This window comes from Pseudomonas cremoricolorata DSM 17059 = NBRC 16634, assembly GCF_000425745.1.
Classification (GTDB): domain Bacteria; phylum Pseudomonadota; class Gammaproteobacteria; order Pseudomonadales; family Pseudomonadaceae; genus Aquipseudomonas; species Aquipseudomonas cremoricolorata.
The window spans coordinates 38731-51898 of the sequence record NZ_AUEA01000019.1 but is presented as its reverse complement, the minus strand read 5'-3'; the positions used below and the strand labels follow the sequence as shown (position 1 = coordinate 51898).

At 59.2% G+C, this 13168-nt stretch carries 13 protein-coding genes; 1 reads left to right on the top strand and 12 read right to left on the bottom strand.

The window, feature by feature from the left end:
- On the top strand, positions 1 to 249 hold a 249-nt coding region (locus H618_RS23030; RefSeq protein WP_211232371.1), incomplete at its 5' end, for a hypothetical protein.
- A 37-nt stretch (positions 250 to 286) separates the two neighbouring features.
- Here the strand turns inward: H618_RS23030 and H618_RS21905 are convergent.
- The 12 genes from H618_RS21905 to tssB all read right to left on the bottom strand — a co-directional run bounded on the left by H618_RS21905 (position 287) and on the right by tssB (position 12873).
- Positions 287 to 2587 carry a T6SS effector BTH_I2691 family protein gene (locus H618_RS21905; protein ID WP_342663846.1) on the bottom strand — a complete coding sequence of 767 codons (2301 nt, stop codon included), beginning with the start codon at positions 2585 to 2587 and terminating at the stop codon, positions 287 to 289.
- Positions 2588 to 2599: 12 nt separating this feature from the next.
- Positions 2600 to 3277 (bottom strand): toxin VasX, encoded by a 678-nt coding sequence (locus H618_RS23340; protein WP_342663845.1) that lies wholly within the window; start codon positions 3275 to 3277, stop codon positions 2600 to 2602.
- A 212-nt stretch (positions 3278 to 3489) separates the two neighbouring features.
- Positions 3490 to 4014 carry an Hcp family type VI secretion system effector gene (locus tag H618_RS0118650; protein WP_028696508.1) on the bottom strand — a complete coding sequence of 175 codons (525 nt, stop codon included), beginning with the start codon at positions 4012 to 4014 and terminating at the stop codon, positions 3490 to 3492.
- Positions 4015 to 4145: 131 nt separating this feature from the next.
- Positions 4146 to 4982, bottom strand: a complete 837-nt coding sequence (gene icmH / locus H618_RS21900) for a type IVB secretion system protein IcmH/DotU (protein WP_081673813.1) — start codon at positions 4980 to 4982, stop codon at positions 4146 to 4148.
- A gap of 1 nt (position 4983) precedes the next feature.
- Complete coding sequence (gene tssK / locus H618_RS0118640; RefSeq protein WP_028696506.1) at positions 4984 to 6321, bottom strand: type VI secretion system baseplate subunit TssK; 1338 nt, start codon at positions 6319 to 6321, stop codon at positions 4984 to 4986.
- Between the two features lie 42 nt (positions 6322 to 6363).
- Positions 6364 to 7152: a type VI secretion system lipoprotein TssJ gene (tssJ, locus tag H618_RS0118635; RefSeq protein WP_033727790.1), complete on the bottom strand. Its 789-nt coding sequence runs from the start codon at positions 7150 to 7152 to the stop codon at positions 6364 to 6366.
- Positions 7149 to 7709, bottom strand: coding sequence for an FHA domain-containing protein (locus H618_RS0118630; RefSeq protein ID WP_028696504.1), 561 nt, complete (start codon positions 7707 to 7709; stop codon positions 7149 to 7151). Before H618_RS0118630 ends, tssJ begins: the two co-directional genes overlap by 4 nt.
- On the bottom strand, positions 7706 to 8722 hold the full coding sequence (gene tssG, locus H618_RS0118625; RefSeq protein WP_028696503.1) for a type VI secretion system baseplate subunit TssG: 1017 nt from the start codon (positions 8720 to 8722) through the stop codon (positions 7706 to 7708). Before tssG ends, H618_RS0118630 begins: the two co-directional genes overlap by 4 nt.
- Positions 8686 to 10452: a type VI secretion system baseplate subunit TssF gene (gene tssF, locus H618_RS0118620; protein WP_028696502.1), complete on the bottom strand. Its 1767-nt coding sequence runs from the start codon at positions 10450 to 10452 to the stop codon at positions 8686 to 8688. The genes tssG and tssF overlap by 37 nt, the downstream gene beginning before the upstream one ends.
- A 3-nt stretch (positions 10453 to 10455) precedes the next feature.
- Positions 10456 to 10866 carry a type VI secretion system baseplate subunit TssE gene (tssE, locus tag H618_RS0118615; protein WP_028696501.1) on the bottom strand — a complete coding sequence of 137 codons (411 nt, stop codon included), beginning with the start codon at positions 10864 to 10866 and terminating at the stop codon, positions 10456 to 10458.
- Positions 10863 to 12353: a type VI secretion system contractile sheath large subunit gene (tssC, locus tag H618_RS0118610; protein ID WP_028696500.1), complete on the bottom strand. Its 1491-nt coding sequence runs from the start codon at positions 12351 to 12353 to the stop codon at positions 10863 to 10865. The genes tssE and tssC overlap by 4 nt, the downstream gene beginning before the upstream one ends.
- On the bottom strand, positions 12346 to 12873 hold the full coding sequence (gene tssB / locus H618_RS0118605; protein WP_028696499.1) for a type VI secretion system contractile sheath small subunit: 528 nt from the start codon (positions 12871 to 12873) through the stop codon (positions 12346 to 12348). Before tssB ends, tssC begins: the two co-directional genes overlap by 8 nt.
- Positions 12874 to 13168 lie beyond the last annotated feature (295 nt).

Sequence of the window (13168 nt, the reverse complement as noted above, 5' to 3'; positions counted from 1 at the left end):
TACATTAAAAACGGAAGGAAGATGAACGGCCCCAAAGTCATTCCAACTATTAGGAATAAATCAAATCGTTGTGGGGTCCAGTTTTCGACTGCAAAGATGAAAGGGTATAGTCCTGTCATTGTACTCATGATCATTGCGCAATATAGTTTTGCCATGAAAACTGAGTCAGTAACCCAAGGGTTGTGGAGGCTCAAGTTGAGGTGGGTTATGCTCGATGCCTGCCCATTTATCGCTGGTGTCTTTGTGTAGCTAGAATCTGATTTGAACATCCATACGGTTGACATATCTATCGCTCAAGACGGAAGTTTGATGTGATTTCGGTTTCAACGGCATAGCCATGATTTATTTGGTATTTAATGCCGAGGGAAGCGTATCGATAGTTTGATGCAATGCCTTTGAAGTTGAGTATCAGCCCTGCTGCTACCATATGCGTTGCAGGGGCAGTGGACGACATATCCAGTTCGTAACGCTCAAGCGGACTTGTCGATTCCACTGACCATTGACTGATACCCAGGGCAAAGGCAGGCAGTAGTACGGTAAGCTCAACTTCTGCATTGGATTTTGCGGTGCCGTAGGGCGTTATGGATTCCAAGATTGTATATGACCGATCGTTATCATCATGCCATTTGGTATCCATTGGCACTGCGCCAAGATGCCGAGCCTCGTCTGCAGACAGCAGCCTTGGCCTGTAGCTTTCGATATGCCAGGCCTTGGTCTCGGATTGCAGCGATGAAAAGCGTGGCAGTTTTCGGCTGCTGTTCAGGACAATGCCTGAACGAGACTCGCCATCATTTATCCGGTTGCCGAATATGCTTCGAGCTGCCCATAGTTCAATGGGTGTATGCAGGTACTCATTCGCTTTTGAATGCAAATACATACCACCCAAGATCACTGCCATGCCCACTGCTACCAATGCCGCAGCTGCCAATCCTGCGAATGGGACGAATACTGTAGGCCCTGCAATAGCGAGCGCGGCTTCTAGAGTGAGGACAGATCCAGCGGCTGTGGTCAAACCACCCGCTAATGTGTATCGGGCTGCGCTAGATGCGCCATTATCATGCTGACGTTTAATCTTCAATCCATCAGCGATGAGGCCAGATACAATTGCCGGGTATCCTGCTATCCGGGCAAACAGGTTGCTCCCCAAAAACTTAACAATTCCATTACCAAACGCCATGCCCGGCGCTGCCGGTCTAAACTTCAACACCACTAGTTTATGCGCAGCACGCGCACTCACAAGCGCTGCTGCTGTAGCACCGATCACCCCAAAGATCGATGCAGCAAAGCCCGCGCCTGTCTCCAGCGAACGATCGTTCTGCAAGTTTTTGTATGCAACGTTCAAAGAAATTAAGTTGAACCACAGCATTCCTGCATTCAGCGCACTACCCGCGACTGAGGTCAGCAGCGCAATGAACTTGGGCTTCACCCGTGTCGTCGTGGTAGTTTCCACGGCGACCTTTCTGCTCCCCGTTACCCGCACCTGTTTCAGCTCTTCAACCTCGGCCATACCCTTTTTCAGGAATTCCTCAACTTCCTGACTGAAGGCATCGGCTTTGATTGCCTGATCGGTGATGCGATAGCGCGCAGCCAGCAGCCCCATGATTTTTTCGGAGTTGGCTTCGGCAGCAGCGGCCAGCACCCGATTTTTCAACCCCTGGCTTTTGTCCCAGCGCGTCTTGCCCTTGAGGCGCTTGGAGATCACGGTATTGACTGCTTGTGCGGTGAGATCGGTGACTCCGGCATGGGCGGGGAAACGTCCGGCCAGGCTTGCGATCAGGCTGTCGGTCGCGCCCAGCAGGCTTCCCACGGCATCGGCCTTGTCCTTGAACGGGTTGAAGGGTGCGACGGCGGTGTACAGCGGGCTGTCGTGCTGGTCGAGCCACTGTTCCAGGCGCTTGAAGCGGCTGTCCTGCTCTTCGGTGCCGATGGCGGGTTGGCTCATGGGCAGGATCATCAGCGACAAGGTGATTTCCAGGCCCAGGGCCGAGCGCTGGTTGTCGCGGTCATAGCTGGCCAGCGCTGCTGCCAGGCTGTACGGGTTGTCGATGTAGCGTGGCTCGGCGGTGGTCAGCCACAGGTCGTGGTCACGACTGGCTTCCAGGGCCCGTGTGCGCAGGGCCGCTAACTGCGCCTCCAGTGCGTCGCGCTCATCGAGATAGGCCAGATATTTGGCCGTGTCGATGCGCAGCCCGAGGCGTGCGCCATCGGGTGAGCAGTCTTCATCGGTAAGGGCGCGGTAGCGTGCTGCGGCGGGGGAGTGCATGGGGTTGTCGTGGGTCGGTTTGAGTCTGCGGCTTGCCAGTTGCGGGGGTTGTGATTTGGGTGGGTAGAGGCTCTCCAGGGTTTTGTTGAGTAGCAGGGCGATGAGGTTTCGGTGGTGGAAGTCCTGGCTCTTTTGGCTGATGCGCTCCACATCTTGCCGATAGCACATCGGCACCTGCTCGTTCTCGGCGCTGCGCGCAGGCACGGTGTGTTCCAGCTGCTCGTTGGGTATCAGGTCGCGCAGTTGATGCTGGAAGGCTGATGCTGAGAGGCTCAGGTCCATTGCCATGCCTTCGGCATCGGTTAGTACCACTACGGCCGGCACCTTCGGGCGGGTCTAGGGGTAGGCCTTGGCCATGCCCATGAGGTTGCCGATGTGCAACGTATCGGCTGGCGCATGGCTGCTCCAGCTCAGCGGCATACGTTGATCGGCAGGTTTGAAGTCTTCCACCCAGCGCTGCAGGGTAGTGACTGGCAGCACGTGAGGCTGGCTGGAGTGATCCGGTTTGCCGTCGATCAGCTCGGCGATGTTCAACTGGCGCATGTGTCGTTTGCGCAGTGTCAGCGATTCGCTGATGCGGGCGGTGACTGCATTGGTCCACAGGTGTGGGCTGTAGCCGATCCACACCTCGCTGGCGATGTCCTTGTCGGTGTCGGCCCAGACCCAGCCCATGGCACGGCCGGGCAGGTAGCTGCTGCGCTGGTCGTAGTTTTCCAGGCCGCGGTAGCGCAATTCCTTGTAGTTGCCCTCACCGTCGTACTCGTGGACGAGCAGCTTGTTGCCTTCTGTGCCCTTCATGAAGACGTAGATGTAGCCATGGCGAAGGGCACGCAGGGTGTAGGCAGAATGCTTCAGGGATGGAAACTGTCGTTCGAGGGCAAAACCGGCCTCGGCGTAACGCACTGCGGGGGCATCGCCGCTGCGTGGAACGATGGCGTAGCGCACCGGAAGAATCGGCACGCGCACGCTGCAGGCGCGTTTGGAGGTTGCGCTGCTTACGCGGGCGTCAGTCATGTGCGAACCTTCCGTGGTGTGTGCACCGCACCGGGGTGCCCCGGCAGGCATGGGTGTTAGTCAATCCGCATCGACTGGGTACGGCCCGTACTGGCTGAAGTCCGAAGCTGTCGGGAAAATCAGATGGGGCTGGCATGAGCGCTCCTCATCGCCGGCTGAGGGTCAGGACAGACCGGACAGCTATGAATCTGCCCGGTCTGCACCTCGCTAGATCAGGCCGCAACCTCTTTGGGTTTGCGCCAGTCGTCGGCAGCTGCCGTACTCGCGACAATGTGCTCCCAATCGATGCGACGGTAGGCCAACGACACCCTGACGAATTGAGTGAAGTTCGCGTTGGCAGGGTTCTGAACGTGTGGTAGTTCCAGATCTATGCCAACGATCACGGCGTCAGTGAGCCTGGTTGTGAAGAAATGCTCCTGAATGCCCTCGATCGAGGTCCGGTACCAACTGAGCTCGACGTCATTGAGAACCTCCCCATGTGTAAGCGCGCTGTAGAGCAGGGGTACTGCCTTGTTCAACGTGCACGTGAAGGTCAGCGACTCGTGTACGCGTTGGCCGGCCGGCTGACCGCTCTGCGGGTCCGTTGGAACGGTGATCCGGTGTTTGATCTCCTGCACCAGAATCTGGTCCTCGTGCCCTTCCTGGTAGGAGTTGCCCACCGAGTCTGCGGTGAAGGCACCTTGGGTGATGTTGCCTTGGGTAGTGCCGTTGATCCTGATGTAAGCGGGTGTTGGCATGGCAGTTTCTCCTGCGTCCATGTGGATAAGCACGCGCACCGGAGGTGGCGTGGCCATCGGGAGCGATGGGCTTGTCAACGAGGCGATGGCCTCGCTAATCGGTTGAAGTCAGTCGTGGGGTGCTCGTCGCTTCACTGCAGCAAGATGCCGTTGAGCGAGCCCAGCACCTCGGTGGTGATCTGGTGCAAGCGGTGGCTGTAGCTGCCGTAGGCCAGTGCCATGACCAATGCGCAGATAACCAACGGGCTCCACCAGGGCCATCGTCGGTGCATGCGAAAGTTGCGCGGGGCAACGTTGGCATAGGGCGCACAGACCTCTTGTGGGGGCGGGCCACGACGTTCGCGAATGATCCCGTGCAGTTGGTGGATCAGGCTGTTCAGGGTTTCTTCACCCTTCGGGGCGATGGCGTACTTGCCCTTCAGGCCCAGACACAAAGCGAAGTAGGTGAACTCCAGTACGTCCTGGAAGCGCTCAGGCTCGTGCATCAGTCGGCCGAGCACGGTGAAGACCTTCTCCCCGCCCCAGGTCTCGTCGTGGAAGAGGCTCAGTAGAGGCTCCTGGCTCCAGCAACTGCTTCTGCCCCAGGGGCGCTCCATCACGGCCTCGTCGATGTGCAGGCACAGAACGTATGAGTACGCCACCAGTTGAGCAGGGTCGTAACCTTGCTGGCGCATCTCTTCGCGGATGTTGTTGATCTGCCCGATCACCTGCTGGTGTACGGCGCTGATGTTCGGCAGAGAGTCGAGGGTGCGCAGGCGCATCACCAGCCCCAGCAGGGGTAATGCGGCATCCAGCATCTTGTTGGCGTGGGTGCCTCTTAGCTGGAACTGCGGGTCGGCGGGGTAGCCGTCATCGACAGATTCGCGGGGCGATTTCTGGTCTGAACCGGTAAGGTCTATCGTGCCCCACTGAGTTTCCGTGGCTTGAGCTGTGTCTGAGGGTATCTGCGCACCGTTGCAGGCTTCCATTTCATTCACTCCTGATGGCCCAGAACTGCAGCTCAAGCCCCGGGAACTCCCCGGCGATGTGGATACCGAAGCCATTGGCCGACTTCATGCATGCCCACGACGGATCACGCCGGTTCAGTTCGAAGTAGCTGAAGCCCGCGTGGAAGGGCAGGTCGCGTGGGGCGACCGGCAGGGGCACCAGAGCGATGCCCGGCAGTTGCAGTGGCACCAGTTCGTTCAGCGATTCCAGGGAGGTGATCTTGGCTTTCTGCACGAACATCTGGCGCAAGGTGTGCGCAGGCAAGTGCGCGCGTACGGCGAGGATGAACTCCGCTTCGTCGATCAGCCGCCGGTCTTCCAGCGTGCTGGTCAGCACCCCATATTCCAGCGCCTGCAAGGGCAGCGATACGGCACGCGGTTGCAGAACCGTGCTCAGCGCTCTGCGCAGTGTGTCTTGGAGAGGTTTGAACGACTCGTGCAGGGCTGTGTGCAGATAGGCAGGGTATTCCTGCGGCAATCGGGTTTCATCGGTGAATGTCACAAGCTCACCGCAGGCCTGGCTCATGCACAGGTAGAGCTGTTCTGGATGGATCTGGGCTTGCCTGGACAGATGCAGGAAACAAGGCCACCAGCGATTCATGGCTTGCAACAGGTTGAAGTCGCGGATATCGGCGATGCCTGACTGTCCGCTAGCCCCGATGCGTGCGGCGAGGTTGCGCGCCCGCTCGCGCAGGGTGTTGGTGATTTCTTCAAGAAAACGCTGCAATGCCGGCACTGCCCGCACCGACACGCTGGCAGGATAGAACGCTTCGTCCAATCGTAGGCTGCCGTCGGGACGACGTTCGAGGATGCGTGTCAGCACCAGATGGGTGTAGGCGCTGCTGTCCTGGGCGGTGCGTTTGAGTTGCAGGTTGGGCACGGCCAGGTCGATCTTTACAAGGTCACCGTCGGCGCTGTGGGTGTCCTTGATTTCTTGCGCCTGAGCGCGATACCGGAAATTGGCCGCGTTGTCGGGCCAGCTCACTTCACGGCCGCCCTCGGTGCGCAGTGGCAGGCACAGGTAAACCGCGCTGTCCTTTGAACCGTCGTCGTGGATTTCCAGCGGTGGCGGAGGGGGCAGGTCAGCGGGAATGTCGAACACCGTTCCATCGGGCATGATGCCTCGCGCGCGAGTGATGGCAATCTTGCCGAGGCTCAGGTATTCGTCGTTCAACTGCAGTTCACTGAATCCATAGAAAGCGGCATTGAGGCTGGCGAGGCGTTGATGAAGTGCGGCCTCGCCAGACCTGAATGCATGCTGGAAGTGCTGCGGTTTGACGAACAGGCCTTCGGGCCAGAGAACAGGGTTACGAGAGCTCATGAGCGTTCCATGTCAGGGTGAGTAACGAGAGCAGCGGCACCATCAGTCTTCTTCCTTGAGCACGACTTGGGTGTCGTTGAGCAGCACCGAAAGCACGATCTGCCGACCGCGCGGCGGGATACGCAGCACCTGCTGCCAGGTGGCGTCGTCCTGATTGCGGTAATCGGCGATCACTGCGACGTAGCGTGTCTCGGCGTCGATCGCGACGAATGGGATGAACTTGAACTGGCCGGGGTGCAGCAGGTAGTCGTCATCGCGTACGTAGGTGCTGCGCAGCGTCTTGGCAGGGTCCTGGTCCAGTAGCTGATACAGGCTGTTGCGCAGCAGGGAGTCGTCGCGCAGTTGCAGGATCTTGATGGCGATCGGCGTGGCGACAGGTTGTGTGGCCACCTGGGGCGTATCCGGCAGGCTCAGCAGCACCTCGGGGTCGCCATAGCTGCCAGGCGTGCTTTCGTGCAGAGGTGAATGCGCCGGAGCATCCTCCTCAGGCAGGGGCACGGGGGACATTGCAGGGAACTGCTCCTGAAGGTACTCGAGCAGCTCCCCGACTTTCTCCGTCAGTGCGTAAGGGTCGCCGGCGGTGAGGCTGACGGCATAGGGGCTGGGCTCCAGGGCGTCGTTCGGTTCGGTCCACGACGCTGCGCTGTTCGGGTTGCCATTGAGGGTGGGGCTGGCATTGATACTGAAGGCGATTTGCGTGGGATGGTCCCCGGGCGGCCCTATGGGCAAGGAGGGGTTCATCGCCACCTGGCCCATTCTGCTCAGCGACGTGCAGGCCGAGAGAATCAGCGTCAGCGCAAACAGTGTGAGGATGGAGGCCTGCCGGTTCATGGATGCTCTCCGTCAAGCAGGCGCTCAAGGGCATCCACTGGCCAGACCTCTTGACCCTTGAGCCCATGCATAGCAGCGAGCGGGTCGCTGTCGGGGCCGGGCTCTAAGAATGCACGGAGGTCGCTGACCAGGCAGGCATGCTCTTGTGCCGGCTGGACGTGTTCAGGCCATCCGCCGATCAGCGTGTCGATGCCTCGCAGGTTAGGGTCGAACACATCGTCCAGTGCGAGCGCGGCGTTCGGCGAGCGCTGCACGCGGATTCGGTAGGCGCCGATGCGCAGTTGGTCACCCTCCGCCAAACGCATGGCCGACCAGCCATTCAGGGGGAGGGTGCTGTCGTTCAGATAGGTACGCTGGCAGCAGTCGATCACGCAGAAGCCGCCCTCGATCCAGCGAATTTCACAGTGCACAGGTGCAATGGTGTGTTCGCGATCGTCCAGCAGCCAGGTGGTGCCTGCGCTGCCGATGGTGCCGCCGATACGGCCGAAAGAGTGGCGGGCGATGGCAGTGGGCAGCAATTGATCGAGGTTGACGATGCTCAGGATCAAGTGGCTCATGAGCGCCCCCTGAATCGCACCACAGGGCGGACCGTGCCGTGCCTGTCGTCGACAAAGCTGGTCCAGCCTAGATAGGCGCTCTGGTTGCGGTGCAGGCAGAACGGCGACAGGGCGTTGTGCTTGAGGTGCAACTCCAGATCGTAGGCCAGCCCATCGCGTAGCAGAAAGTCGATCAGCGCCCGCAGGCGACCGAAATTGATACCGCTGGGCAGCAGCTCCCGCAGTTGGGTCTGGTCGAGTTCGCTGATGACGATGATGAATTTGCTGCTGCGAGTACGTGTGCGGCTGCCGATCGAGAAACTACGCCCAAGGGCACCGTTGGCCTGCCCCAGGCTTACCCGCTGCCGAGTGGCGATGGGCACCGCACGGGTTTCGAATTCGCGAATCCGCACCTGCTGCAAGTCGAAGCAATGGGCAATGATGCCGGCTACCGTGCCGGGTGCTCGGCTGCGGCTGGCGATCACACCGGCAAAGCTGAGCAGTCGACTCCAGGGCAGTTCGGTGGCGCCGCGCAGCTGTTGGTCGTTGAGTCCGAGCAGGGCAAAGATGTACTGGGAAAACCTGTCGCGGGCACCAGACTGGAAGCGGATGTAGTAGCGGTATTTACGCCAGATGCGGTGCAACAGGCTGAGCAGATAGTGGTTGAAAAAATCGAAGAAGGCCGGCCGCACGCCCAGGCCTTGGGCATGTTCATGGGCCACCTGCTCCAGATAGTAGGTGGGCAAGGGCGAATCGGTGCCGTGCAGGCCCATGAAGGTGGTGCACACGCGATAACGCTGGTGCTCACCGGGCATCGGTGCTGCCGTGTAGACATCGGTGACCGGGAAGCTCAGCCGCGGATCGCTGGCCAGGCGCACGCGCAGGCGTGTGGCGTGGTCTGGCCAGCGCGGCTCGAGGTCGTCACCGTGCAGCCCATGCAGTCGTTCCAACAACTGAAAGAAGTTGTACTGATGCGCATCGGCGAGCAGCTTGTCGGCTAGATCAGCGGTTGCTTGCCGGTCTGGAGAGGCCATGTGTAGTGCTCGTTGTTGGTGGTGTTGATCACTTCCAGTTGATGGAAGGAATTGATGCTGGCGTACAGGGCGAAGAAGTGCGCGAGCACACAGCTGAACAGGTACAGGTCGCCTTCGCAGAGGAAGGCGGATTGATCCAGCTTCAGTTGGCTGTGCAGTCCGCGAATCGGTTGCCCATTGATCAGCCAATCCAGCGGCGCTGTGTGCACGTCCTGAATACCGTCGAGGCGTTTGCGCGTGGTGCGCGCCTGTTGGATATCGTGCAGGGCGGCGAAGTCGTAGGTGCGGATGACCGCTTTGAGCGGCTCGGCTGCGAGCAGTGAGAGGTAGTTCAGCGACATGTTGGAGACCAGCGCCCACTGCAGTTGCCCGTCAAGCACCGGTCGGTAGGGGCGAGTGGGCGCGCACAGATTGGTGTAGGTCGCCAGAGGCGGTGTGGCTTCGGTGAGCTCGCTGATATCACCGATGCCCAACGCCAGGGGCAGGTCGCGGTTGCTGCAGGTGAGGTCGATGGAGGCTGTTTCCAGCTCACCGATATAGGTGTTGGCATCGCCCCGCACGAAGGCCATGCGGTGCGTGACACCCTCCTCGTTCAGCGATGCTTCGAGCATGTGTCGGTAGTAAAGGGCGGTGCGTCCCTGCACATGTTCGATCTCGTGGGCGAACGATTCGAAGGCGCGGAAGGTGCGCAGGTGTTCGCCGGTCTCGCCGTTGCCGGTGGTGCGAGTGCTGATGACCTGATCCACGCTGAAAATTTCGTAGGCCTTGCGCTGCGCGCCTTTGGGCTTGAGCTCCATCTGCGCTGCGCGCCCGGAGAGGTCGATGGGCTCGGCGCTGTGGGCGAACAGATTGACTGCCGGGGTGCAGAACAGGCTGAAATCGGCATTGCCGATTCGCAGGGTATCCGGCAACTGGCGACTGAAATGAAACTCGATGTCGAACTGGCTGGCGTGTGCGCTCGGCCAGACCTTGTCGAGTCCGGTCAGGGTGAAGAAGTGGAAGCGCTGCGGGAAAATGAAGTACTCCTGCAGAATCCTGTAGCCATCGAACACGTTCCGCGGGTAGGGCAGCAAGGCCTCATCAGGGGTGAAACCGGGGAAGGCAATGCTGCTGGCGGGCAGCCTGCGTACCTCGCCATCGATAGTGATGCTGACGTGTCTGAGGTATTGAGAAATCCACAGGTACAGTGTTCGGGCGGTACGGGTGTCGCCGCTCAGATGAAATTCCAGTGACGAGCATCCGAGGGTGTCCAGGGGTCGTTGGATCACGCTCGTCAGGGCGATGCCAACCATCGAGCTATCGAGCGTCTGGGTTGCGGTCACCGTGCTGATTTCGAACGGGTACAGATTCACCGGTGTACAGGTTCGGAACTCGCACGCCACGCCATCGACGGGCCTGGAGAACAGCCGCGAACCTTTGGCGATCTGCTGCGTTTGGCTAAGCGATTGCTGGCGTGGTGTGAAGCGGATGATCGTGGCGCTCGGCAGTGGCCGCAGGTAGTTGGGCCACAGCAGTTGCAACATCGGATGGGTCAGTTCCGGAAGGTCGTCTTCCAGTTTCAGCCGCAGCTTGGCGGTGAGAAAGGCGAAGGCCTCCATCAGCCGCTCCACGTCAGGGTCGCTGCCCTTGCTTCCGAGAAACCGTGCAAGCTGCGGGTTGTCTCGGGCGAAGTCATCGCCCAGTTCATGCAAATAGCGCAGCTCTTCGGCGAATCTTTCCTTGAGCGACATCCCTCACCTCACTCGGGTATGACGGCTATGGCCGTTGACCAGCAGATCCAGGTCGAGCTGCTCGGCTTGGTCGTTGACCTGAACCTGGCAGTCCAGCCTGAAATGCAGCTCCTGGGGCGCATGGCAATCGGGCACAGCCTTGAGCGCATTTACCTGAATGCGTGGCTCGAAGCGCTGGATCGTGCGGCGAATGTCGGCGCTGATCTGCTGCAGCAATTCGCCGCTGCTGCCGTCATGCCCGTTGAAGTCCTGCAGTCCCAGATCAGGGCTGCTCTGCGAGCACCCCTGGCGGGCATTGAGCAACGTTTCGAGATGGCGTTTGATAATGGCGAACTTGTGGCTGGCGTTTTCCTGCCGTGAGGCTTTCCGGCAGGCTGACTGATCTGCAGTCAGGCGATCGAACAATCCACTCATTGCGCGTCTAACCGCCCGACGAGAGAGATCTCGAAGTTGGCCCCCATGTACTTGAAGTGGGGACGAACGGTGAGCGACACCTGGTACCAACCTGGGTCACCGGCGACATCCGCTACCTCGACCCTGGCGGCGCGCAGTGGTCGTCGGCTGCGCACGTCGGCAGAGGGGTTTTCCTGGTCTGCAACGTACTGCTTGATCCATTTGTTGAGCTCTGACTCAAGATCGCGACGCTCCTTCCAGCTGCCGATCTGCTCGCGCTGGAGCACCTTGATGTAGTGGGCCAGGCGGTTGACGATGAAGAGGTAGGGCAGCTGTGTGCCGAGCTTGTAGTTGGTCTGCGCCTGAAAACCCTCAGGGGTCTTGGGAAAGTTTTTCGGCTTCTGTACCGAGTTGGCAGAGAAGAATGCGGCGTTGTCACTGTCCTTGCGCATGGTCAGCGCGATGAAGCCTTCTTCGGCCAGCTCGAATTCCTTGCGATCGGAAATCAACACCTCGGTGGGGATCTTGGCCTGCAACTGCCCCAGGGATTCATACAAATGCACCGGCAGGTCTTCGACGGCGCCGCCTGATTGCGGGCCGATGATGTTCGGGCACCAGCGATAGCGGGCAAAGCTGTCGTTGATGCAACTGGTCAGCAGGAAGGCCGAATTGCCCCACAGGTAGTTGTCGTGACGACCCGCGATGTCTTCCTGATAGTTGAAGCTGGTGACGGGCTGCTCCTGAGGGTGATAGGCCGAGCGCAGCATGAAACGCGGCCCGGTCAATGCCACGTGGCGTGCATCCTCGCTCTCACGGAAAGCGCGCCACTTGGCATGACGCGGCCCGGCGAAGATGTCTTTGATCTCCTTGAGGTTGGGCAGCTCTTCGAAGCTGCTCAGGTTGAAGAACTCGGGAGACGAGGCCGTCAGAAACGGCGCGTGGGACATGGCGCCTACCGACGCCATGTAGTTCAGCAGTTTGATGTCAGGCGACGAGGGGCCGAAGTCATAATTGCCCAGCATGGCGGCGACGGGTTCGCCACCGAACTGGCCATAGCCTGCGCTGTAAACATGCTTGTACATTCCGCTGCAGGTAATATCCGCAGCATTGTCGAAGTCGTCGAGAAGGTCCTCTTTGCTGACGTGCAGAAGTTCAAGCTTGATGTTTTCTCGAAAATCCGTGCGATCGACCAGAAGTTTGAGGCTGCGCCAGGAGCTCTCAAGGCGCTGAAACTCAGAATGATGCAAGATCGCATCCATTTGCTTGCCCAGCACGCGATCCACTTCGGCGATCATCTGATCGACACGATGTTTGTTTATCAGTTGATCTGGATCATCACTTTTGAGGATTTCCGAAATAAATGCCAGGACGCCCTGCCTGGCGACCTGGTATCCCTCTTGCGCCGGCACCAGTTTGGTTTCTGCCATGATTCGTTCGAGCAGGCTGGCATTGCCAATTGTGTCGATAGTGGTATCAACAGCCACGGGAATGGTGTTCTGTTCAGGCATGGGACTCTCCGTTGTCTTGATCTTCATTTGGCGCTTCTAGCGCCAGCTCCAGTTCTTCGGCGAGCTGCTTGCGCGCCTGCTCGTTGCTCAGCAGGTGCTGTAACTGTTTGCGAAAGGCGGGGGCGTTGCCCAGCGGGCCTTTGAGTGCGACCAAGGCTTCGCGCAGCTCCAGCAGCTTGTTCAGCTCGGGCACCTGACGGGCGATTCGATCGGGTCCGAAGTCGCTGATCGACCTGAATTGCAAGGCTACGGCCAGTTCCGCGCCTGGAGCGGGATTGAGCATCGAAGGCACCGACATGGCCAGACTGACCTCGGCATCGCTCAGCACGTTGTTGAACGTGTGTTTATCAATGCGCATCACCGGACGGTCTTCCAGCGCACGGTGGTCGTTGAGGCCGAAGTCGCCCAGCACCAATACCTTGTGTGGCAGCTCTATCTCGGCCTGCTCGTCGCCAGTGGCGGGTACGTATTTTATGTTTATACGTTCCTTGGGGGCGACTGAGCCTAGGTTCTTGGCCATCAAAAGTCTCTCCTTGAGCTGTAGGAAGTTTCCGCGGAAGTTATAAGTTTCCTACAATAATCTGTAGGAAATTTCTCTCGAAGTTTAGGTTCGCTAGTGTCGTCTGGTAGGGCGAATTTCTTTTTTAAAACTGCATTGGGAAGAGTTGGTTCGTCGAGAAAGAAAGTGCAACGAAATATTTATTTGTGGTCAGTTGTTTTGATGGTCTAGGATTTCGCCAGTTTGCAGGCAAGGGGTGCACTCAGTGAGGGGTGCGCAAGTCTGTGCATGGCTAAATAAGTGTAGGAAAAGGGAA

What these genes read in the sequence shown, in the direction of transcription:
- H618_RS0118650 (WP_028696508.1), bottom strand. Translation starts at nt 4,014, where the DNA reads ATGCCAACACCCGCTTACATCAGGATCAACGGCACTACCCAAGGCAAC.
- tssF (WP_028696502.1), bottom strand. Translation starts at nt 10,452, where the DNA reads ATGTCGCTCAAGGAAAGATTCGCCGAAGAGCTGCGCTATTTGCATGAA.
- tssJ (WP_033727790.1), bottom strand. Translation starts at nt 7,152, where the DNA reads ATGAACCGGCAGGCCTCCATCCTCACACTGTTTGCGCTGACGCTGATT.
- tssC (WP_028696500.1), bottom strand. Translation starts at nt 12,353, where the DNA reads ATGCCTGAACAGAACACCATTCCCGTGGCTGTTGATACCACTATCGAC.
- tssK (WP_028696506.1), bottom strand. Translation starts at nt 6,321, where the DNA reads ATGAGCTCTCGTAACCCTGTTCTCTGGCCCGAAGGCCTGTTCGTCAAA.
- H618_RS0118630 (WP_028696504.1), bottom strand. Translation starts at nt 7,709, where the DNA reads ATGAGCCACTTGATCCTGAGCATCGTCAACCTCGATCAATTGCTGCCC.
- tssE (WP_028696501.1), bottom strand. Translation starts at nt 10,866, where the DNA reads ATGAGTGGATTGTTCGATCGCCTGACTGCAGATCAGTCAGCCTGCCGG.
- tssB (WP_028696499.1), bottom strand. Translation starts at nt 12,873, where the DNA reads ATGGCCAAGAACCTAGGCTCAGTCGCCCCCAAGGAACGTATAAACATA.
- H618_RS23340 (WP_342663845.1), bottom strand. Translation starts at nt 3,277, where the DNA reads ATGACTGACGCCCGCGTAAGCAGCGCAACCTCCAAACGCGCCTGCAGC.
- icmH (WP_081673813.1), bottom strand. Translation starts at nt 4,982, where the DNA reads ATGGAAGCCTGCAACGGTGCGCAGATACCCTCAGACACAGCTCAAGCC.
- tssG (WP_028696503.1), bottom strand. Translation starts at nt 8,722, where the DNA reads ATGGCCTCTCCAGACCGGCAAGCAACCGCTGATCTAGCCGACAAGCTG.